This is a genomic window from Niallia sp. 01092 (assembly GCF_052318935.1).
Lineage (GTDB): Bacteria > Bacillota > Bacilli > Bacillales > Cytobacillaceae > Niallia.
The window spans coordinates 14,896-36,109 of record NZ_JBQRKO010000003.1 but is presented as its reverse complement, the minus strand read 5'-3'; the positions used below and the strand labels follow the sequence as shown (position 1 = coordinate 36,109).

At 35.5% G+C, this 21,214-nt stretch carries 17 protein-coding genes; 12 read left to right on the top strand and 5 right to left on the bottom strand.

Going from position 1 to position 21,214, the window contains the following annotated elements:
- Nucleotides 1-653: 653 nt before the first annotated feature.
- The 3 genes from ACTXGU_RS03950 to kapD all read left to right on the top strand — a co-directional run bounded on the left by ACTXGU_RS03950 (nt 654) and on the right by kapD (nt 5,832).
- The gene (locus ACTXGU_RS03950; RefSeq protein ID WP_443480203.1) at nt 654-2,867 is read left to right on the top strand and encodes an RNA degradosome polyphosphate kinase; all 2,214 of its coding nucleotides are present in this window, start codon (nt 654-656) and stop codon (nt 2,865-2,867) included.
- Between the two features lie 195 nt (nt 2,868-3,062).
- Nucleotides 3,063-4,589, top strand: a complete 1,527-nt coding sequence (locus ACTXGU_RS03945; RefSeq protein WP_443480202.1) for a Ppx/GppA phosphatase family protein — start codon at nt 3,063-3,065, stop codon at nt 4,587-4,589.
- 625 nt (nt 4,590-5,214) lie between these two features.
- Entirely contained in the window at nt 5,215-5,832 is a 618-nt protein-coding gene (kapD, locus tag ACTXGU_RS03940) for a 3'-5' exonuclease KapD (protein ID WP_443480201.1), read from the top strand.
- 80 nt (nt 5,833-5,912) lie between these two features.
- Here kapD and ACTXGU_RS03935 read toward each other — a convergent pair whose 3' ends face one another.
- The gene (locus ACTXGU_RS03935) at nt 5,913-6,296 is read right to left on the bottom strand and encodes a kinase-associated lipoprotein B (protein WP_443480200.1); all 384 of its coding nucleotides are present in this window, start codon (nt 6,294-6,296) and stop codon (nt 5,913-5,915) included.
- Nucleotides 6,297-6,426: 130 nt separating this feature from the next.
- On the opposite strand from ACTXGU_RS03935, the gene ACTXGU_RS03930 reads away from it, so the two are divergent.
- Nucleotides 6,427-6,939 (top strand): superoxide dismutase family protein, encoded by a 513-nt coding sequence (locus ACTXGU_RS03930; RefSeq protein WP_443480199.1) that lies wholly within the window; start codon nt 6,427-6,429, stop codon nt 6,937-6,939.
- Nucleotides 6,940-7,152: 213 nt separating this feature from the next.
- Here the strand turns inward: ACTXGU_RS03930 and ACTXGU_RS03925 are convergent, their stop codons facing one another.
- Together ACTXGU_RS03925 and ACTXGU_RS03920 are read right to left on the bottom strand one after the other, a co-directional pair.
- Nucleotides 7,153-8,424, bottom strand: coding sequence for an Nramp family divalent metal transporter (locus ACTXGU_RS03925; RefSeq protein ID WP_443480198.1), 1,272 nt, complete (start codon nt 8,422-8,424; stop codon nt 7,153-7,155).
- A gap of 649 nt (nt 8,425-9,073) precedes the next feature.
- Nucleotides 9,074-10,168, bottom strand: a complete 1,095-nt coding sequence (locus ACTXGU_RS03920) for an iron-containing alcohol dehydrogenase family protein (RefSeq protein ID WP_443480197.1) — start codon at nt 10,166-10,168, stop codon at nt 9,074-9,076.
- 144 nt (nt 10,169-10,312) lie between these two features.
- On the opposite strand from ACTXGU_RS03920, the gene ACTXGU_RS03915 reads away from it, so the two are divergent.
- From ACTXGU_RS03915 to yugI, 4 genes are all read left to right on the top strand, one after another.
- Nucleotides 10,313-10,573: a DUF1871 family protein gene (locus ACTXGU_RS03915; RefSeq protein WP_443480196.1), complete on the top strand. Its 261-nt coding sequence runs from the start codon at nt 10,313-10,315 to the stop codon at nt 10,571-10,573.
- A gap of 437 nt (nt 10,574-11,010) precedes the next feature.
- Complete coding sequence (locus ACTXGU_RS03910) at nt 11,011-11,511, top strand: Lrp/AsnC family transcriptional regulator (RefSeq protein ID WP_443480195.1); 501 nt, start codon at nt 11,011-11,013, stop codon at nt 11,509-11,511.
- Entirely contained in the window at nt 11,511-12,695 is a 1,185-nt protein-coding gene (locus ACTXGU_RS03905; RefSeq protein ID WP_443480194.1) for an aminotransferase, read from the top strand. Before ACTXGU_RS03910 ends, ACTXGU_RS03905 begins: the two co-directional genes overlap by 1 nt.
- Nucleotides 12,696-12,870: 175 nt before the next feature.
- Nucleotides 12,871-13,281: a S1 domain-containing post-transcriptional regulator GSP13 gene (gene yugI / locus ACTXGU_RS03900; protein ID WP_443480193.1), complete on the top strand. Its 411-nt coding sequence runs from the start codon at nt 12,871-12,873 to the stop codon at nt 13,279-13,281.
- A 469-nt stretch (nt 13,282-13,750) separates the two neighbouring features.
- Here the strand turns inward: yugI and ACTXGU_RS03895 are convergent, their stop codons facing one another.
- The gene (locus ACTXGU_RS03895; protein WP_443480192.1) at nt 13,751-13,984 is read right to left on the bottom strand and encodes a DUF378 domain-containing protein; all 234 of its coding nucleotides are present in this window, start codon (nt 13,982-13,984) and stop codon (nt 13,751-13,753) included.
- Between the two features lie 454 nt (nt 13,985-14,438).
- Here ACTXGU_RS03895 and ACTXGU_RS03890 point away from each other — a divergent pair, with 454 nt between their 5' ends.
- Together ACTXGU_RS03890 and ACTXGU_RS03885 are read left to right on the top strand one after the other, a co-directional pair.
- On the top strand, nt 14,439-15,602 hold the full coding sequence (locus tag ACTXGU_RS03890; protein WP_443480191.1) for an iron-containing alcohol dehydrogenase: 1,164 nt from the start codon (nt 14,439-14,441) through the stop codon (nt 15,600-15,602).
- 385 nt (nt 15,603-15,987) lie between these two features.
- Nucleotides 15,988-17,334 (top strand): glucose-6-phosphate isomerase, encoded by a 1,347-nt coding sequence (locus ACTXGU_RS03885; protein ID WP_443480190.1) that lies wholly within the window; start codon nt 15,988-15,990, stop codon nt 17,332-17,334.
- A gap of 512 nt (nt 17,335-17,846) precedes the next feature.
- Here the strand turns inward: ACTXGU_RS03885 and ACTXGU_RS03880 are convergent.
- Entirely contained in the window at nt 17,847-18,839 is a 993-nt protein-coding gene (locus tag ACTXGU_RS03880) for a potassium channel family protein (protein ID WP_443480189.1), read from the bottom strand.
- Between the two features lie 508 nt (nt 18,840-19,347).
- Here ACTXGU_RS03880 and ACTXGU_RS03875 point away from each other — a divergent pair.
- Together ACTXGU_RS03875 and ribD are read left to right on the top strand one after the other, a co-directional pair.
- Complete coding sequence (locus ACTXGU_RS03875; protein WP_443480188.1) at nt 19,348-20,088, top strand: GTP cyclohydrolase II; 741 nt, start codon at nt 19,348-19,350, stop codon at nt 20,086-20,088.
- Nucleotides 20,089-20,100: 12 nt separating this feature from the next.
- Entirely contained in the window at nt 20,101-21,195 is a 1,095-nt protein-coding gene (gene ribD, locus ACTXGU_RS03870; protein WP_443480187.1) for a bifunctional diaminohydroxyphosphoribosylaminopyrimidine deaminase/5-amino-6-(5-phosphoribosylamino)uracil reductase RibD, read from the top strand.
- Nucleotides 21,196-21,214 lie beyond the last annotated feature (19 nt).

Genomic DNA, 21,214 nt, shown 5'->3' with positions numbered 1-21,214 from the left:
AGTTTGAGTAAATATATTAATTTATTTTTATGCAGAAATAATAAGTGGGGAAGTTCTGATCATTTCCCTAATAACATCGCAATAGTCATAAATAAGCCCCCGTTCTTAGAATTTGATACCTTGATTGTGTACATATTCGTCGAAGGGGAAAAATCCACTTTTTTATGGCTTCATTTGAATTTAAAATTCATTTTATTTCAAGTTTTCTAACATATAAAAAGGAGTATCTCTTTAAAATGTCGAAATAAGTAAATAGATGAAACTAATAAGAGTATTGTGGAAATAATAAATATTTCGATCCCTTTGGAAAAATACAACAACCAAAATGAACTCGTTTCAGAAAGCTGAAACTTCAGGGAATCAGTTGAAGACACTAATTAGAAAACGCTACCTGTACTTGCTTAGAGGTGAAGGACTTAATCCTTAATAAATATAGAGCTAAACCTATTTACGATGATGCAAGAGGGCTGTCAGTCTAAAAATGACACAAGAATTCATCAAGCATAGATATTGTAAAAAACTATTATCCAAATAATAGGTGGTAAACCTTTTTTTAACTTAACATTTACAATTTCTTTACTAAGCGTTTACAATATAATGGTATTTTTTAGATGATGAAAAAAATGTAATTTTGTCGAAGGGGATGTCGAAAATTGAACACGGCAAACGAGGTTAAAACGGATATTAATTTAGAAAATCCTTCTTTTTATAATAATAGGGAATTAAGTTGGCTTGATTTTAATCAGCGTGTACTTGAAGAATCAATGGATGGAGAAAATGCACTTTTAGAAAGATATAAATTTCTTGCTATTTTCAGTTCCAACTTAGATGAGTTTTTTATGGTACGTGTTGCGGGGTTATTAGATCAAGTAAAGGCCGGTTACAATAAGCCAGAAAATAAAGCAGGAATGACGCCAAAAGAACAGCTTGGTGCTATTTCTGAAATCACTCATAAATTAGTAGACAAGCAAGATCACACGTATATACATGAGTTAACACCACTTTTAGAAAAAGAAAATGTACGTATTGTTCCAGTATCAGAGGTATCCACCGATGCTTTAGCATTTTTAGAAACATTTTTTGATGAACAAATTTTTCCTGTATTGACTCCTATGGCTGTTGATGCATATCGACCATTTCCTATGCTACTAAATAAATCTTTAAATATTGGAATTAAAATCGAAGAGGAAACGATTAAATCAGAAGATTACTCAAAGTTTGCGATTGTACAAGTTCCTTCGGTTATTAGCCGTTATATAGAAATTCCGGCGGAAGATGATAAACGTATTTTTGTTTTGCTGGAAGAAGTAATCTCACAATTCAGCAATAAACTATTTAAAGGTTATCATGTCGTATCGACAACGCCTTTCCGCATTACAAGAAATGCCGATTTAACGATACATGAGGATGAAGCGGAAGACTTATTAAAAGAAATCGAAGAGGAATTGAAAAAACGTAAATGGGGAGCTGCTGTTAGGCTCGAAGTACAAAGTCATTTATTCGATAGTGAAGTGATAGAATATTTGAAAGAAGAATTGGAAATCCATGATAAGGATGTATATTATACGCGTGCACCTTTAGATTTGACCTTCCTGTTCTCCTTTTATAAAGCGATTTCAGCAACACATGAACATTTAGTAGAGCCAGCATTTATTCCACAGCCTCCACAAGATTTAGAAGGAGAAACCGACATTTTTTCAATAGCATTAGAGAAAGATATTTTATTGCATCATCCATACGAATCATTTGAACCGGTGGTGGATTTTATTTCGCAGGCAGCGGATGATCCCGATGTATTGGCGATTAAGCAAACATTATATCGAGTAAGTGGAGATTCTCCGATTATTAAAAGCTTGGAGAGAGCAGCGGAAAAAGGCAAGCAAGTTACAGTGCTTGTTGAATTAAAAGCAAGATTCGATGAAGAAAATAACGTTCAATGGGCAAAAGAGCTTGAGAAGTCTGGCTGTCATGTTATTTACGGGATGACGTATTTAAAAACACATAGTAAAATAACACTCGTTGTTCGTAGAAGGAAAATGAAAATAGAGCGGTTCGTTCATTTAGGCACAGGTAATTATAATGATGCAACCGCAAGAATTTATACAGACATGGGGTTAATTACATCTGATCCTAAAATTGGCATTGATGCGACAAACTTCTTTAATTATTTAAGCGGACATATGGAAAAACCGAATTATCATCATTTATCCGTTTCGCCATTTGGTATAAGAGATACTTTTATAGAATTGATTGATAAAGAGATAGCTTATCATCAAGAAAGTGGAAATGGTCATATTATTGCGAAGATGAACTCGTTAACTGATAAAAAAATTATCATGAAATTATACGAAGCTTCCAATGCAGGTGTAAAAATAGATCTTATCATTAGAGGTGTATGCTGCTTACGCCCTGGCATTCAAGGAGTGAGTGAAAATATTCGTGTATGCAGTATTATCGGTGTATTTTTAGAGCATACACGCATCTATGCTTTCCATCATAATGGGATGAAGAAAGTGTTTTTATCCTCTGCAGATATGATGACACGCAATATGGAAAATCGGGTGGAAATTCTGTTTCCTATATTAAAAGATCATCTGAAAAAGCGAATCTATAATTGGTTAGATTTGATGTTGGCAGATAACCGAAAGGCTCGTGAACAAGATAGTAATGGCAATTATCATTATGTCACAAAAGGAGAAGGAGAAGAGAGCATCAATAGTCAGTCACAGTTTTGTGAAATGGCTTATAGTGTGAAGCAAGAGAAAGTAGAATTGACTCCCCAGGGAATGAAGCAAAAGTTGATGAAAATCAGCCAATCTTCATTAGGGGGCTTAAAAAAAGTTTATGGTTTTATGAACCTGAACTAATTAATGTTGCTGCTCTTTTAAGGGATTGGATTTCTTTATCTTAACCCCCTTCAGAATAGAAAAAGTGGCCTTAGTATAAAACTGAGGTCCTTTTTGTATATATGCTAAAGTAAGTAATTATTACTAGTAGATGATTTCTGTATAGGTTTTGTGGGTATAAATGAATATATGTGAGATGGAATGGAGGGTGTAATTTTGAAGAAAAAAGTTGCAATCATTGATATTGGCTCTAATACAACAAGACTAGTGATTTACAAGCTGTATGCAGGAGGTAATGGTTTTAAAGAATTAGAGAACATTAAGGTAAGTACACGTTTGCGTACTTATTTAGATGATAAAGGAGTTTTACAAGAAGAAGGAACTACCCAATTAATTGACACGTTGATAACCTTTAGTTCGTTGCTTCGATATTTTCAAGTAGAAGATGTTACTTGTGTGGCAACAGCTACGATACGACAAGCAAAAAATAAAGAACATGTGTTAACTTTAGTGAAAGAAAAAACTGGTTTAGATGTAACAATTTTAAATGAGTACGAAGAAGGGTATTGTGGTTATTTAGCTGTTATTCAATCGACAGATATTACTGACGGCATAACCGTAGATATGGGGGGCGGAAGCACAGAGATTACTTGTATTAAAAATCGAGAACTTATTCATTATGCTAGTCTGCCGTTTGGTTCTTTATCATTAAAGCTGCAATATGTAGCAGGTGACGTACCGACAAGTGAAGAGCGAAAAAAAATTAGTGATTATGTTCAAAAGCAGTTGGATACACTTCCATGGGTTAAAGATAAAAAAATTCCTATTATTGCGATTGGAGGAAGTGCGAGAAATATAATACAAATTCATCAAACGATGATTGATTATCCAATCGCTGGCATTCACCAGTATGAGATGGAAGTTTCAGAAATAAAAAAGGTAAAAGAAAAAATAGTCCCTTTATCTGTTGCTGAATTACAAGATTTAGAAGGCTTATCAAAAGACCGAGTGGATACGATTTTACCAGCTATAGAGGCATTAGATGCGATCTGTGAACGAGTAAAGGCTCCTCGCTTTATATACAGCCGTAAAGGATTGAGAGAAGGAGTGCTTTATCAAAAGATAAATAAAAATGAAACAAAGTCTAGTTCTATTGTCGATGCCAGCATTGCTGAACTGATAGAGGACTTTAATATTAATAAAAATAATAGTGAACAAGTATACAAAATTGCTCAACTCCTTTTTACGGAAATACAATCGAATCTTATGTTGAAACCACTATGCGAAAAAGATTTAAAGCTATTAAAGCAAGGATCTGCAATTTTTAATTTAGGTAAATATATAAATGAAGAATCAAGCAGTCATCATACTTTTTACATTTTAATTAACCGAACAATATTAGGGCTGTCGCATCAAGATAGAGTTAGGCTAGCGCTTATTGCTTCTTATAAAAGAAGAGGCAGCTTTAAACAGTATGTAAAATTATTTGAAAGTTGGTTTGACAAAGCGGAAATTTCAAGGCTTTCTTTATTAGGAGCTGTTTTAAAAATAGCAGAATGCTTAAATGCCACGAAAAGAAATATTGTGGAAGATGTGAGGATAGAGCAAAAAGAGAAGCACTTATTACTTATTGTTCATTGTAAAGATGACTACAAACCAGAACAAATTCAATTAGAAAAACAAAAGAAACATTTAGAGAAAGTAATCAAGCAATCGATTGTGACACGTTATATTTGTGTATGATACATAGATTGATATCACATTAGTTGACTAAGTTAAATAAATTCCACCTATTTTGTCCATTTGTAGCAAATTTCTAGGTTATAAGGAAGGAGTACTTCCTCGAAATGTCGAAATGAGTAAATGTCTATACTAACTCAATGACTCGAGGAAAACTCCTTATGACTAGAACAAGACAAAAAAACTTTTGATGCTCCCCTAGAAGAAAAGGGCTTTTGGTTTTAGCATAAGTCCCAATCCCACCTAAATACATCCTATTCTCAATATCATACTAAACTCCATTCTTTTATACTGTTACTCATCCTCATTTTGAAACGATGAATCATGCGGTATCACAAGAGCGAAACCAAAAATAGAATTCTTTTGGAAAATGCAGAAAATTTAGAAGATGAAGGAATATTCTGTTATAATAAAAGTAAACATAAATCGGTTAACTGTATTCATAATGTATTTAACAAGGTTATTTTTTTAGTAAAGAAAAGCATAAAATTTCTGAAGTCCGACAGGTGTCTAGCTTCAATGTACAGGATGTACTAGTGCCGATGTTGCACAGGTTCCGCTTTTCTTGTTAGTTTATCTATTTTGTCATCTTGATCGTAAAATATGGTGAAAGAGAGAAGGTGAAAAGATGGAAAAGATTCAGCATTTATTTATAGACTTTGAATTTACTATGCCTGAAAAAAGTGTAAGATTCAAAGGGTTTTATCCTGAAATAATTGAAGTAGGCATTGTAGCGGTTGTAAATGATGTGATTAGAGAACAATTTTCTTCTTATGTAGCTCCTCGGAAATTTTCAATTCTTTCTGAACGATGCAAATCCTTTTTACATATAACACAGGAACAAGTGAATAACGGCATCTCTTTTTACGATTTAGTGAAGAAAATAGAGGAGATAAGCATCGGTTTTGAAAATACGGTTGTGACGTGGGGCAATATGGATATGAAGGTGCTGAGAAATAATTATGCAAAAGCGGGACTTCCATTTACTCTACAAAGTAAAGAAGTTGATTTATCGATGGAATATAAACGTTTTTTTGGAGATCAAAATCAAACCGGACTGTGGAAAGCAGTAAAGGAATACGGAAGAGAAGGAATTGGAAAACATCATCGGGCATTAGACGATGCTTTAACGACATATCATATATTCAGACTGGTAGAAAAAGATAAAAAATATTTACAAAAACCAGAGCCGACAACAATTGGTGAACTTATTGATGTAACAAAACTTTTTAATAAGTTTGCTTAAGATCCTTATCCTCACAAATAAAGAGGAAGGCCCCCCTTTATTTGTGGGAAATTCACTTTTAGCCCATGCTATTTTAAAATTTAGTTAAGCGCATATTCTTTTTTTAGTTCGTTTAGATTATGTAAGCTTCGTTGCGCATAGTCAGACGAATCTTCTATCAGTTCACCTTCCATTTTGTTCACCGCTTGCTGCAATGATTCTTTATAGGACGGAATACTGCCTTCATATACTTTGACCATTTGTTTTGGTGCATTCATCTTCTCTTTGTATCCAAGAGCTTTTCGCTCATGAAAAAAAACTCCTTCTACTATTTTTGGATGATGTAAATCACCTTGCATCGGATGCTTTAATACTCCAAGCACTGTAACTAAATAACTTTGTGCACGAATCTCCGTAATTTCACCAATATATTTTCCTGTTTTATAAAGAGCTGTAACAATTGTTCCCGCAGTTAATTCTGACATGATAGAATCCTCCTTTGATCTAATACTATTTAATATTATACTGATTTGATGCATGATAAATAGATAAGAAGGCATAATAATTTTATTTTTACAAACAATAAAAGAAAATGTCTTCGGAGGAAATAATAAAATGAATAAAATTGTCGTTTTCTTTCTATCCATAATATTTCTTGCTGGTTGTGGACAAAAGGAAGTCAGCAAAGTAGAGGTGGAAATGATGAATGATGTTGGTGACTCATTAGGTAAAATTACGTTAACGGAAAAATCATCTGGTGTTATGTTAAATATTGATTTAAAAGGGTTGACGCCTGGCGTACATGGCATTCATATTCACGACGTAGGAAAATGTGAGGGACCTGATTTCCAATCAGCAGGAAATCATTTTAATCCAGATAATAAAGAGCATGGTCTGCTTCATCCAAAAGGAGCTCATGCTGGTGATCTCCCGAATATTATCGTAGAGGATGATGGTTCTGTAAAGGCAGAAATAATGGCGCCTCAAGTGACATTAAAGGACGGAAAAAATTCTTTGTTTACTATAAATGGAACCTCTATTGTAATTACGGAAAATCAAGATGATGGAATGACACAGCCAGCAGGGGCTTCTGGAGCGAGAATTTCTTGTGGTGTTATTAAAAAATAGGCTGTATTAAAGCTAATTGTTGATTTTGATACTTTGTTGATTGGAGCGGAAGGCGTGAGACTCCTGTGGGAAAAGCGAGTCAAAGGGTGACCCCACAGCGTACAGCGCCGAGGAGGTTTCCGGACCGCGCCCGTGGAAAGCGAATGCCTCTCGCTGCAATCAACAGGCAAGTTTAACAGAGCCAAAAAATAAAGCCCCGATTAGCGGGGTTTTTTAAAATGATTCAACTAGTAAAAATATGTTCAGGAAAATAATAAGAACAGCCATAGCCCATGAGATAATTGTAATTATTTTAGAGTTTTTTAACGAGCCCATAATTCTGCTGTTGCTTGTAAATAGAATTAATGGGATTAAGGCAAAGCCAATTCCAAATGATAGCACAACTTGACTAAGAACTAATGCAGTTGTTGGATTAACGCCGGATGCGATGATAATAATCGGCGGGATAATGGTAATAAGCCGTCTTACATAAAGAGGGATTCGATAATGAATAAATCCTTGCATGATAACATCACCAGCCATCGTTCCAACAGAAGAACTGGATAGTCCTGCAATTAATAGCCCTAAGCCAAATAATATTGCAGACAGTGGACTGACCAAATGTTCAAAATGGTGAAAAGCAGCCGATAAGTCTTCTACGTAAATTCCATTTTTATGGAATAATGAACTTGATACAATCAACATTGATGCATTAATGAATCCAGCAATAAGCATCGCAATAAGAATATCAATAAACTCATATCGGAAAATCATTTTTTTCTCTTGCGTTGTTTCGCCGACAATTCTTTTTTGTGTTAAGGCAGAATGAAGGTAAATAGCATGTGGCATAACTGTTGCTCCTAAAATACCGGCAGCAAGCAAAATACTGTCAGTACCTTTAAATTGCGGGGTGAATAATCCATGCAAGACCGAACTCATTTCTGGTTTGGCAAAAAATATTTGAGCAATAAAGGAAAGAACTACGATAAACAACATAGCAGTTATGCCTGCTTCTAAAGAACGGAAGCCTCTTCTTTGTAATTCTAAAATTGCGAATGATCCCACAGCTGCAATAATGCTTGCTTCTATTAATGGAATGCCGAATAGTAAATATATACCGAGTGCTGCGCCGATAAATTCGGCTAAATCGGTAGCGATAATAACTAGCTCACCTTGAATCCATAATCCAATTGATACGGGTTTTGGAAATTCTTCTCTTGCAATTTCCGGTAAGTTTTTTCCAGTAGCGATTCCAAGTTTTGCAGACAATGATTGAATAATAAGTGCCATAATATTCGAGAAAAAGATAACCCATAACAATAAATATCCATATTTAGATCCAGCAGCTATATTTGTTGCAAAATTGCCTGGATCAATATAAGCGATAGCGGCAATAAAGGCGGGACCTAAGAACGGAAGTATTTTTTTTAATCCTGTTATTCTTCCATCGAGAACAGCTTGTGCGGAAGAATGATTTTTATTGCTTAAGGAGTTTTCATTATCCATGCTGTCACCTTGTTTCTATTTGAAATTTTGCTTGATATTAAAAAGTTTCCTAAATACAACTTTATATTAAATCATATTCTGACATAATGGAATTGTCAATGAATTTACAATTTTTTAAGCATTAGGCTGTTTACGTAAAGATTGTAGCTTTTAAACTCGCAGCACGAATACACTTCGCTTTCCGTGGGAGAGCGTCTCGCATACGCTCTCGTGGGGTCTCTTCTTTCTCGCATTCCCACAGGAGTCTACGTGTATTCTGTCAGCTGAGTACTTCTTCTCCCATTTTTTTACGTGAAAACAACAAATTTTGAGAAAACTGCCTAACATTAAAAAACTAAATGGGGACTTATATTAGTCATATGTTTATGACTAATAATTGATGTTTTTTTTGTTTTGGCTATGTTAAAGCTCCTTGTTGATTTTGGCACTATGTTGATTGGAGTGGAAGGCGTGAGACTCCTGCGGGAAAAGCGAGTCAGCGGGAGACCCCACAGTCGAACAGCGCCGAGGAGGCTCCCGGACCGCCCGCGGAAAGCGAACGCCTGGAACGGAAATCAACAGACAAGTTTAACAGAGCCTTTGTTTTATATGTAAAATAAAAAAGTGCTCAAAATTATTTGAGCACTCAGAGTGTAAAACATTAATTCTTCTAATGTTTTTGAATAAAAGCTTCTAAATCATAAATAGCTTGTAATACCTTCTCTGCTGTAATTTCCTCTTTCATTAAATGAATAGATTCTTTTTGTATCGTTGCAGCTTCAGAGACCTTTTTTAATTTATCTATTTCTTGAATTGTGATGCCTAAATCTTTTAAAGTTAACGGCAAAGACAAGGCCTGATAAAAACTTTCTAAATGTTTAATTTCATCCCAGTTTTTTTCTAATGCTAATTGAACTAGTATTCCATAAGCTACTTTTTCTCCATGCAGCAAATGATGCGTTTCTTCTAATATAGTTAATCCATTATGAATAGAATGGGCCCCTGCAATTCTTCCGTATTTATCACCGTAACCGCCAACCATGCCACCTGCAACAATATTCGTTTCCATTACTTTTGTTAATGCGGCAGTAAGATGGCCATCTTTTTGATCATGAACTGCTTGTGCTCCGTGTTCCAGTAATACGTCACGGCATAATTGTGCTGTCTGATGAGCAATAGTTACAACAAGAGGTGTCTCTTCTAGTTCTCGAATAATAACATCCGCTTCATACCATTTTGCTAAAGTATCAGCAATGCCTGCTATAAAGAAATTAGTCGGCGAATCTAATAGAACTCTAGGTTCAAATAAAATCATTAAGGTGCTTTTCGGAAAAATGGAATAATGAGTAAATGTTCCATCATCTGTATAAATAACACTTAGTGGTGTCCAGGCAGCACAAGTGGAAGCTAATGTTGGAATTAATATAGCATCAACATTTGCATCATTTCCAGCTGCTTTTACTAAATCTAATACCTTGCCACCGCCAATCCCAATGATGGCATCAAAGCTATTTTCCCTTACAAGTGCTGCAATACGATTAATTTCAGTTAACGAACATTCCCCATTGTAAGGAATAAACGTTAAAGATGCATACTCAAAAGTATTAGGAAAATAAGGAGAAATAGCATCCCATGATTTTTCTCCATGTACAACTAAACAGTTTTTTTTATTATATTTTTGCAACAGTTCATCTAATTCATTTAAAACACCTGGTTCACATGCATAATAAACAGGTGCTCCTCTTACTTCTATTGCTACCATCATGTCACGTCCTTTTTTTATTAACTGAATCTTAAAACTTGTCCATATGAATGTCAATAAAAAGCTTCTCAGCAGATAGAAATATGTTGGAACGATTTTGTTTATGATAAAATATTGTTAGTGAAAAAGATGTAAGGGTGAATAATAATGAATTTTCAAGAAATGAATATAGAAATGGTAAATGTATTAAATAAGTGGGATCCTTTTCAAATTGGGGAAGGAAACTATGAAACAGAAATTGCGGACTGTATTCAAGCAGTTCACGATTTAGATAATATAAATGCATTAGCGGAAAAAATTCAATCTATTTATGAATTTTCATTTGAAGAATATATTTCAATGGACCAGTGTGTAAATATTTCCAAGCAGCTTCTAGCGATTAAAGATAATGGAGCTTGTTCGCTATAAAAAAATAGGCTGTTTTCATATAGATAGTTGCTTTTAACCCGCAGCCCGAATACACTTCGCTTTCCGTGGGCGAGCGTCGAGCCTCCTCGTCGCATACGCTCCTGTGGGGTCTCGTCTTTCTCGCATTCCTACAGGAGTCTACGTGTATTCAGTCTGCTGAGTACTTCTTCTCCCATTTATTTACGTAAAAAACAACAAAATTTAGAAAACAGCCAAAAATTAAAAAAATAACGTTCATTTTATCAGTAATTTGATATAATAGGTATATTTTAAAAGATAAGAAATTTTGAATTCATTTGAGTATTTAGCTCTAGCGTCTAGACCTTGTGAAAAAAACTTTGCCTCTGAAAGTAAAAAGCACTTTTTGAGTCAAATGAACATTTTTCTTCGGGGATAAACAAGGCGCCTGCGCTTTTTTATTAACCAGGAGGGTTTTTATGAAACTAACAGAAAAAGAAATTGAAATTGCTGAAATATTAGAAAAAAATGCTCGTATTTCTGATGAAGATATTGCCAAAATGATAAATGAGCGTTTAGATGTAACAAAACAAATGATAACGAAGCTGGAAGAAATGAATGTTGTTGTCCGTTATACATCGATTGTCGACTGGTCTAAAGTAGAAGGTCATGAAGGTGTAACAGCAATGATTGATGTAAAAGTAACTCCAAAAAGAGGAGTTGGATTTGATGAGGTTGCGCAAAGAATTTACCGCTTTAAAGAAGTGAAATCTTTATACTTAATGTCAGGGGCATACGATTTGTCCGTGATTATTGAAGGGAATTCCATGAATGATGTGGCAAGATTTGTGTCAGATAAATTATCTACAATTGATTCTGTTTTATCTACAACGACACATTTTATTTTAAAACAGTATAAACATGATGGAACGGTTTTTGAACCAAATGATGATGATAAACGAATAGTGGTGTCACCATAATGAAACAGACAAAAAGTTACGTAGCAAAAAAGGTAGAAGAAATGAAACCGTCGGGAATTAGACGTTTTTTTGACTTAGCTTCGGGCATGGAAGGAGTAATTTCTTTAGGTGTTGGAGAACCTGATTTTGTTACTTCCTGGTCTGCACGTGAAGCAGCAATCCTTTCGCTTGAAAAAGGATATACATCTTATACTGCGAATCCGGGAATGCTGGAGCTTCGCATGGAAATTGCTCATTATATGAAAAAACGATTCCATGTTTCACATAATCCGAAATCCGAAATTATTGTAACCGTTGGGGCAAGTCAGGCAATAGATATTGCCTTAAGAGCAATTCTGAACCCAGGGGAAGAAGTGATTGTATTAGAACCAAGCTTTGTTTCTTATATACCACTTGTAGCACTTGCCGGTGGTGTTCCGGTGGCCGTACAGACATTAAAAGAAAATGATTTTAAAGTGCTGCCGTCACAATTAGAAGAAGCAATAACACAAAACACCAAAGCGATAATGATTTGTTCGCCTAATAACCCAACTGGCTCTACTCTTTCGAAAGAAGAACTAATAGCAATCGCTGAGGTAGCCAAAAAGCATGATTTGCTCGTTATCTCGGACGAAATATATGCAGAACTTAGTTATGATGAAGAGTATACGAGCATGGCAGCAATTGAAGGAATGAGAGATAGAACGATTTTAATCTCAGGATTTTCAAAAGGATTTGCCATGACTGGGTGGCGTTTAGGTTTTGTCTGCGCAGAAGAAGAACTGATTCAAGCAATGCTGAAAATCCATCAATACAGTTTAATGTGTGCTCCGACGATGGCTCAGTTTGCTGGCTTAGAAGCACTTCAAAGCGGTGATAATGATGTAGAAGAAATGAAAAAAAGCTATCGCCGCAGACGGAACTTTATTGTAGACTCATTAAATGAAATGGGACTTACATGTCATATTCCAGGTGGTGCTTTTTATGCATTCCCATCCATTGCTTCCACAGGATATACATCCGAGGAATTTGCAGAAAAGCTTTTACTAGAAGAAAAAGTAGCAGTTGTACCAGGAAATGTATTTGGTGAAAGTGGAGAAGGACATATCCGCTGTTCATACGCTTCTTCATTGGAACATCTCCAAGAAGCAATGAAAAGAATGAAAAGGTTTGTTGAAAATCATTCTTACAAGCTAGTAAAATAATTGTTTATATCCATTAATTAAAAAGGATGGTTCCGTAAAAGGGGCTATTCTTTTTTTTCCAAGGAAAAGATTTCTTCTATCAAAGTGAATAACATTTTGTAATGACTTGTATTCTGTGGTATAATTTTATACTGCGTATAAAAGTAAATTTATAATAAAAATTAGGAGTGTTCTCATGTCAGATAAAATTGAAGTTGGAAGTGTAATTACAGGAAAGGTTACGGGTATTCAACCTTATGGCGCGTTTGTTTCTTTAGATGAAAATACACAAGGACTTGTGCATATTTCAGAAGTAACACACGGCTTTGTAAAAGATATTAATGAATTTTTGAAAGTTGGAGAAGAAGTAAAAGTTAAAGTTCTTTCTATTGATGAAAATGCTGGTAAAATCGGTCTTTCCATCCGTGCAACAGAAGAAGCTCCAGCTCCACAACCAGAAGCAGAAAAAGCAAAAAAAACTCGTGCAAAACGTCAAGCTGCACCAATTAAAGTAGAAGCTGATCAAGCACAAGGTTTTAATACATTAAAAGATAAACTACAAGAGTGGATTGACCAATCAAATCGTAATGATTTAATTAAGAAGTAAGCTTTAAAAACTAAAAAAGCATCATGCATTTGAATGAAAGCTGATATTAAAGGCATAATGACCAAAAACATAAACAGAAAAGTTTGTTGAAGGTAGATATTTAGGGGAAACCCTATCCTTTTTTATCAGCTTTTTTCAAAACTAGTTTAGTGTCTGGCTCCGACGTACAGGATGTACAAGTGCCGGCGTTGCCACAGGACGTGGCGTACTTAGTCGATTTTCCTCTGTGCGCATTTAGCCGGCCGACGCCTAGCCCCTGTGAAAGATAACCTCTTGCCTCTAAAAGGAAAAAACACTTTTTGAGTCAAGAGAACATTTTTCTTCGGGGCTAAGCAAGGCGCCTGCGCTTTTCTTATATGGGAAAGGGGACGGAGCTTCGTCATTTTAAAATGGCAAAATTCCGTCCCCTTTTCATACAAAAAATCCATTAGTGTGGAAAGTAATGAATCCCCGCTTATGAGGGATTATATTATCTAGTGGTTCTTGGTTCAGGTTCTCTAACCATTTCACGGCTTGGTTTAAATAAAAGTCCAAGATTAATTAAACCGGCAATTCCAACAAGACCATAAATGATTCTAGCGATGGCAGAACCTTCTCCGCCAAAGATAACAGATAAAAGATCAAATTGGAAAAATCCAATTAATCCCCAATTTATTGCTCCGATAATGGTAAGTACTAGTGCAATTCTTTGGATTGCGCTCATCTTTGTTTTCCTCCTTTTTATAACTTCCTTGTTAGCTTGATGCAAATATTATGTATTTATGCATTGTTTGTTTATTGTTAGGATTGCTTTTTTTAGAAGGCTGTTTTCGTATAGATTGTTTCTTTTAAACCCGCAGCCTGAATACACTTCGTCCGTTTAGCGAGCGTCGAGCCTCCTCGTCGCATACGCTCCTGTGGGGTCTCGTCTTTCTCGCATTCCCACAGGAGTCTACGTGTATTCAGTCTGCTGAGTACTTCTTCTCCCATTTCTTTACGTAAAAACAACAAACTTTGAGAAAATAGCCTTTAGAAAAATTATATTAATTAATAATAGCTATAAAGCGGAATTTTTGCTTTTGTATCTTTTTTGATTGATAATAAAAAATATGCCAGTATAGCTTAAATAGAAATAAAAGAGATAAAGCTCATTTTTACAGTTGAGGAGGAATAAATGCATGGATAATTTTATGTTTTGGAATCCGACAAAGCTTATTTTTGGGAAAGGACAGTTAGAACAATTAAAAGTTCAACTTGCTCCTTTTGGCAGTAAAGTCTTACTTGTTTATGGTGGAGGCAGTATTAAAAAAAATGGGTTATATGATAAAGTATGCAGTATATTAGCGGAGAATGGGAAAGAAGTATTTGAACTTCCTGGTGTAGAACCGAATCCACGTTTAACTACGGTGCAAAAAGGGGTAGATATTTGCAAACAAGAAGGCATTGACTTTCTATTAGCAGTTGGCGGTGGAAGCGTGATAGATTGTACAAAAGCGATTTCGGTTGGTGCAAAATATGACGGCAATCCATGGGATATCGTAATAAGAAAAGCAACACCGACAGAAAGCATTCCTTTTGGGTCGGTGTTAACACTTGCAGCAACAGGTTCTGAAATGAATGCAGGTTCTGTTATTACGAATTGGGAAACGAATGAAAAATACGGCTGGGGCAGTCCGTTGACATTCCCTGTATTTTCTATCTTGGATCCTGAGAATACATACACTGTACCGAAAGATCAAACCATTTATGGGATTGTTGATATGATGTCTCATGTATTTGAACATTATTTCCATTTGGAAGAACATACGGAGTTTCAAGATTATATGTGTGAATCTTTACTGAAAACGATCATGGAATTTGGTCCAAAACTTGTAAATGATTTAGAAAACTATGAATATCGTGCCACTATTTTATACTGTGGAACAATGGCGTTAAATGGAATGGTGAATATGGGATATCAAGGAGACTGGGCAACCCATAATATAGAACATGCAGTTTCTGCTGTATATGATATTCCGCATGGGGGCGGCTTGGCGATTCTTTTCCCAAATTGGATGAAACATAACTTGTCTGTTAAACCAGCCCGATTTAAACAATTAGCTGTCCGAGTATTCGGTGTAAATCCTGAGGGAAAAACAGATGAAGAAGCTGGATTAGAAGGAATTGAGAAATTAAGAACGTTTTGGAACAGCATCGGTGCACCGTCTAAACTAGCTGATTATGATATTAATGACAGCAAGTTAGGCCTTATGGTAGATAGAGCCATGGCTAGAGGTGAATTTGGCCGTTTTAACGTATTAAATGCTGCTGATGTAACAGCCATTTATAAAGCATCTTTATAAGGCTGATATAGGGCCAAGTGCTTCATCTCTATCATCTACAATAGAAAGGGAGAGTCCATCTCCTACTGGGACTAACTGTTTTTTATCATTTATTATTTTTTAACAAGAAACCATAAAATTAGATGAGTGTCTAACTCCAGCGCCTAGCCCCTGTGAAAAATAACCCTTTGCCTCTAAAAGTAAAAAGCACTTTTCGAGTCAAATGAACATTTTTCTTCGGGGCTGATCAAGGCGCTTCCGTTTTTCTTTGTATTCTTGAATAAAAAGTGAAAGAATAAAAAAAGTCACTATGAATGCGCTTACATTCGAAGATCTTTCTTGATTAGTTTTCATACATTCGTTAAAGTGAAATAGGAAGCAAAAATAATAATATGGAGGATCATTTATGACACACGTTCGTTTTGATTACTCAAAGGCACTTAGTTTCTTTGGAGAACATGAAATTACATATTTAGAAGATGCAGTGAAAGTTGCTCATCATTCATTACATGAAAAGACAGGCGCAGGTAATGACTTTTTAGGATGGATTGACCTGCCGGTAGATTATGATAAAGAAGAATTTTCTCGTATCGTAAAAGCAGCAGAAAAAATTAAAAATGATTCTGAGGTACTACTTGTAATTGGTATCGGAGGATCTTATTTAGGAGCACGTGCGGCTATTGAAATGTTAAATCACAGCTTCTATAATGCGTTATCAAAAGAAGAAAGAAAAACACCGCAAATTGTATTTATCGGAAAAGATATCAGTTCTACTTATATGAGTGATGTAATTGATTTCTTAGGAGATAAAGATTTTTCTATTAATGTTATTTCAAAATCTGGAACTACGACTGAACCTGCAATCGCTTTCCGTATTTTCCGTAAATTACTGGAACAAAAATACGGAAAAGAAGAAGCAAAAGGTAGAATTTATGCAACAACAGATAAAGCAAGAGGTGCTTTAAAAACATTAGCGACAGAAGAAGGTTTTGAGTCCTTTATCATTCCTGATGATGTTGGCGGACGTTATTCTGTTTTAACACCAGTTGGATTATTGCCAATTGCTGTAAGTGGTGCGGATGTTGAAGCAATGATGAAGGGTGCTGCGGCTGCAAGAGAAGATTTCAGTAACTCTGAATTAAAAGATAATATTGCATATCAATATGCAGCAGTACGCAATGTCCTTTATAACAAAGGAAAAACAATTGAAATGTTAATTAACTACGAGCCAGGCTTACAATATTTTTCTGAGTGGTGGAAACAATTATTTGGCGAAAGTGAAGGAAAAGACCAAAAAGGTATTTATCCGTCTTCTGCCAATTTCTCAACAGACCTTCATTCATTAGGACAATACGTGCAAGAAGGACGTCGTGATCTGTTTGAAACAATTGTAAAAGTAGACAAACCTCGTCATGAATTAACAATTGAAGCAGAAGAAAACGACTTAGATGGACTAAATTATTTAGCTGGTAAAACAGTTGATTTTGTTAATAATAAAGCGTTCGAAGGTACGTTATTAGCACATACAGATGGTGGAGTACCAAACTTAGTCGTTACTATTCCAGAAATGAATGAGTACACATTTGGATATTTAGTGTACTTCTTCGAAAAAGCATGTGCAATCAGCGGCTACTTATTAGGTGTTAATCCATTCGATCAACCAGGAGTAGAAGCATATAAAGTAAATATGTTTGCACTACTTGGCAAACCAGGCTTTGAAGAGAAAAAAGCAGAACTAGAAAGCCGTCTGTAATAAACAAGAGCATATACCTTGTGTTTCATATTCTATTTGGAATGTGGAATCGGGTATATGCTCTTTTTATATTATGCTCTGTTAAATGATCATGTTGTTTATAGTAAGGGAATCTGTGAGACTCCTGCGGAAAAAAGGGGCTAGAAGACCCTGCAAGACTCGGCGCTCGTACCGTGAAAAGCAGCGATAAGCTTCGGAAAACCTCTTTTAATAGAACTTATTTTCAGGGTAGACACTCATACAATAAAAATTTGCACCATGGCGCATGAAAAGAAGCAGTATCCCTATTTTTTAGCGCAGAGCAGCTGGCATATACGAAGACTCCTATGGGATTAGCGGGATAGCCGAGACCCCGCAGGAGCGCTAGCGACGAGGAGGCTCGACACCCAACCCATGGAAAGCGAAGTGTATGTCGGCTGCGGACTACTCACAAGAACATCACACTTTTCAGGGGAGTCTAATTATTAAATAAGTTGTGTAAAAAGGATTAATATTTGTCCACAACCAAAATATTATGTAATTACAATTAGTTGATCATTAGTTTCTATTAAAAAAGAAGCATCAGGATTAATAAATGATGTTTCTCCTCTTTTAATTCCTAGGAGTAAGTGTCCTTCTTTTAATAATTGTGCACTTAATGTGACAAAATCCATGTCTTCAAATATTCCCCACTTGTTTAATGGTATAATTTCCAGTTTCTTATTTTGTACTTGATAAAGTAAATCAATAAATGTTGTCAGTGTATTTTGTACCTGTAAACTGCTGTGCATCACAAGACTTGTTAAACGATTGGACTGTATAATTTCATCTGCTCCAGCTCTTCTTGCATTAGATACTTGCTCTGCTTTTAAAATTTCAACTATGCATAGAGTAGATGGGTTTAACCCTTTAATGGCTAAAAGGGTTAAGATGGAGCTCATATCAGCATGTAGTTCATCTTTGCTTTGATCAGATGTAATCATCACTTTATCGGCAACGGTGATATTGGCCATCAGCAAAGTACTGTCGAGGTTAGGGTTTCCTTGGATAAAATGAATCGCTTCTGGTAAAGGGTTTGTTTGCAATGACTCATCAATTAACGTAATAGAAGATTTTATTTGTTCCTGTAATAAAGAGTAGATAAGTGCTTTTGAGCGTTCATTCCAGCCAACTATTACTACATGCTTTTTCCCTTTATAAGTAGATTTCCCTTCCATAAAAGCATTTTGTTTGGAAACTGCTGCTGTAGCTAATGTTACAAAATAAGTAGATATAAAACCAACACCAACAAAAATTAGTAGAATTCCGGTTATTTTTCCTAAAAATGTTTCAGGAACAGAATCACCATAGCCAACTGTAGATATTGTGATAATCGCCCACCAAATGCCATCGAAAAAAGTAGGGAACTTCGTCGGTTCTATAAATGTGATGGCAATTCCAAATGTAGTAATGATGAGAACAACAATAAATAAGATTCTTAATGTCATCGGTAAGCGTAAAAAGGCGGTTAAAACGTTATTTGGCAATAGGTTCACCTCTATTAAAGCATGAATTTTTTTAAAAGATAAGAAAGTATAAAATTTCGAACCTAGTTTAGTGTCTAGCTCCAGCGCCTAGCCCCTGTGAAAGATAACCTCTTGACTCAAAAAGTAAATAGCACTTTTTGAGTCAAGAGAACATTTTTCTTCGGGGCTGAGCAAGGGCGCCTGCGCTTTTCTTATATAAGTATGGACAAACTCAACAGCTTTCAGACTGATTGTTCGGATTGTAAAGCAAGTGCTGATAAAATGGAAACATAAATTAGTGAAAAAACATAGAAATAACTTGCTCTGAGAATGTACAATAAGATGAAGTCTGTAATCGAAAAAAACTAAAGAAGACTTAGCCAATGCATTACTTGACGTTAATCTATAATCAATATATACTTACTTACATAAAGTAAGTGTTGAAGGTAATAAAAAACTTGACTGTTCCTCTAGCTTTTACACAAAATAAGAAGAGAAAACATGCTAGCGGAAAAAGGAGATTATAAATATGAAAAAAGAAGTCATCAATCTTCTTCAAAATAAAATGGAACTAATTCAAATAAATGATGCAAATAATTTATGTCTTGTTGGACCAGTAAAGCTGCCGGTACAATTAGACGATAAGGTAATAACATTTCAATGGTATACATGGCTTCCTGTTGAGAAAAATCAAACAAAAGAAGAACTATTGGAGATACTGCCTGCTTTAAAGTTAGCTGATTATCAACAGTCTTCTGTGCTTGTATATGGAGATTTTAAAGAGTCTGATGATGCATTAATTCGTATGCATAGCATTTGTCATACAGGAGATATATTTGGAAGCAAACGTTGTGATTGCGGCTTTCAATTGCGAGAAGCAATGAAAATGATCGTTGAGAATGGCAGCGGAGCATTATTTTATCTTGCTGATCATGAAGGTAGAGGCATTGGCTTATTTTCTAAATCTTTAGCGTATCTTTTGCAGCAAGAAGGATTAGATACAGTAGAAGCGAACCATGCACTTGATTTTTCAGATGATCTTCGCAGCTATGAAGAACCAATAAAAGTTCTTCAGTTTTTACGTCAAAAACAAGTAAAACTGATTACAAACAATCCGAAAAAGTTAGAAGCATTAAAATCTTTAGGACTAACGGCGAAAGAAAATATTCCCATTTGGGGAGATGTCTCCGAATTTAATGAAAACTATTTAAAAACAAAAGTTCAAAAATCGGGTCATATTCCAGTAAACGAAAAAATCGGTATGTTATAAGGGAGAAAAAGGATGAAAAAAGATCAGGATTTTATGAGAATGGCATTAGATCTTGCAGAAACGGCAAAAGGAAAAACCAATCCAAACCCGGTTGTCGGTGCAATCCTTGTGAAAGATGGCGTTATCGTCGGGTCAGGCATCCACCGGAAGGCCGGAGAACCGCATGCAGAGGTGCATGCCTTTAACATGGCAGGCGAGCATGCACTTGATGCAACATTATATGTAACGCTTGAACCATGCTCTCATTATGGCAAAACACCTCCTTGTGCAACGCTTGTGAAAGAGTCTGGTGTCAAACGAGTAGTTGTTGCAACAGAAGATCCTAATCCTGCTGTAGCTGGAAGAGGTATAAACCTGCTTAAAGATGCTGGAGTTGAGGTTGAAGTGGGATTATTGAAGGCGGAGGCACAAAAAATAAACGAACGGTTTATTCATAATATGGTTCATGAAACTCCTTTTGTTATTTCAAAGGTTGCGATGACATTAGACGGCAAAATTGCTGCATATACTGGGCACAGTCAATGGATTACAGGAGAAGAAGCAAGGCAGGAGGTTCATTATTTACGTAATGAAGTGGATGCCATCCTAGTTGGAGTCGGAACTGTTTTGGCTGATAATCCTAAATTAACAACACGATTAAGCATTCCTTCCAAAAATCCGGTTCGTATTATTATGGATTCGAAGCTTCGAACACCTGTTGATGCAAATGTAGCTGACTGTTCTCAAGCTGCAACGATAATTGTTACAACAGAAGATGCAAATAATGAAAAAGCCAAGGCATTAGCTGCAAAAGGAGTCCAAATTATTACTGTTTCTTCAGAAGACGGCAAAATCAATAGTAAAGAAGCTTTAAAATATTTATATAAAGAAGGAATTACCGATATTTTGTTAGAAGGCGGAAGTGAAATAAACGCAAGCTTTTTGCGAGAAGGACTTATTCAAAAGTATATCATCTATGTTGCACCGAAAATTCTCGGCGGCAAAAACTCATATACACCATTTAGGGGCGATGATGTAGAAACGATACATGAAGCAGTTGAATTAAGTTATGAAACCGTTGAAAAAGTTGGTTCTGATTTAAGAATCACTGCCTATCCTATTGGTTAGCAAAGTCATGGCTATAAAA